The following is a 1,510-nucleotide window of genomic DNA, read 5'->3' as shown; positions in this document are numbered from 1 at the left end:
TAAATTAACATCAGCATCAATTTGCCATAGCTGTAATTTAGCAGTAGACAAAAACTTTTGTAGTAATTGTGGTCAAAAAAAGTATAAACGAATTGATAGAAAATATATTTGGGATGAAATACAATATTCGACAATTCACACCAATAAAGGTTTTTTATATTCCATTAAAAATATTTTAAAAAATCCTGGAAAAACAGCGAGAGAATTCATTGATGGAAATAGAGTCAACCATTATAAACCAATTTCGTTAGCATTTATTTTAAGTGGAATATCTGCATTTATTTCCTTTAAAATAGTAGGCATGGATGCTGTTTTAAAAAGTTTTTATGAAAATCAAAAAATGAATAGTAAATTGATGACTGATATGCTATCGTTTATGGCAAGTTACAATTCATTTATCATGCTTTTGTTTATACCTCTTATGGCAATTTTAACCAGTTTGATTTTTAGAAAATGGGGACAAAATTATTTCGAACATGTGGTTATGAATGCCTTTGGATTTTCCTTTTATACAATTGTTACCATTTTATTTTTTTCGCCAATATTATTTTTTTTAAAAGATAGTCCGGCTACTTTTCAAATGATATCATCATTAGGCATGCTAATAATACCCATAAGCATGGTTTGGTTTTACAAAGCTTTTTACATTGACAAGTCCTTAAAAACTATACTATTAAGAATTTTACTAATATTGCTTTTCTTAACTATTATATATTTTATTCTTATAATATTGGCAGTTATTATTGTACTAGTATTTAAAGGTCCAGATGCAATTAACTATATTAAACCAAATTAAAAATTATAAGTTATAAACTTTTGACCTACTTAACTCATTTACTGAAAATATGATAACAAAAGAAGCACTTCAGTTTTTAGCAGATTTAATTGCAAACAACAACACCGAGTGGATGCATGCTAATAAAAAACGTTATGAAGATTATAAAAAGGACTATCATGCGTACATTGCTTCTATCTTGGCAGAAATGAAACTTTTAGATCCAACATTAGAACCTTTGGAAGTTAAAAATTGTACGTTTCGCATTAATCGTGATATTCGTTTTAGTAAAGATAAATCGCCATATAAAACCAATATGGGCGTTTGGTTTACACAAAATAAAAACAGAAAAAACAGCCCGGGTTATTATATTCATTACGAAAAAGGAATGTCATTTATAGCAGGCGGAGTTTGGTGCCCAGAACCTAATGAATTGAAATTAATTCGAAAAGAAATAGAATTTTTTCACGACGATTTAGAAGAAATTGTTTCTGATAAAACGTTTAAGAAAGAATTCAAAGAACTAACTCGTGATGAAAATAATACGCTAAAAAAAGCACCAAAAGATTTCGATCCCAATCATCCTGCGATTGAATTTTTAAAGCTGAAAAGTTACACAGCATCACAAAAAATCGATGATAAAATGTTCACTGAAGCTGATTTTAGCAAAAAAATTGCTCAAAAATTAATTGCGTTAAAACCGATGAATGACTTTTTGAGACGTGCTTTAGAAAC

At 28.3% G+C, this 1,510-nt stretch carries 2 protein-coding genes; both read left to right on the top strand.

What is annotated here, in order from left to right; all coding sequences use genetic code 11:
• The coding region (locus tag DIU01_RS09540; RefSeq protein ID WP_367221925.1) for a DUF3667 domain-containing protein at window positions 1-796 on the top strand (796 nt) is incomplete at its 5' end.
• A 49-nt stretch (window positions 797-845) separates the two neighbouring features.
• Window positions 846-1,510: DUF2461 domain-containing protein (locus DIU01_RS09535; protein WP_290833849.1), on the top strand; the 665-nt coding region annotated here is incomplete at its 3' end.

Origin of the sequence: Flavobacterium sp. (assembly GCF_003525665.1) — a bacterium.
Lineage (GTDB): Bacteria > Bacteroidota > Bacteroidia > Flavobacteriales > Flavobacteriaceae > Flavobacterium.
Note: the sequence above shows the minus strand (reverse complement) of the source record. Positions and strands in the feature narration are given on the sequence as shown.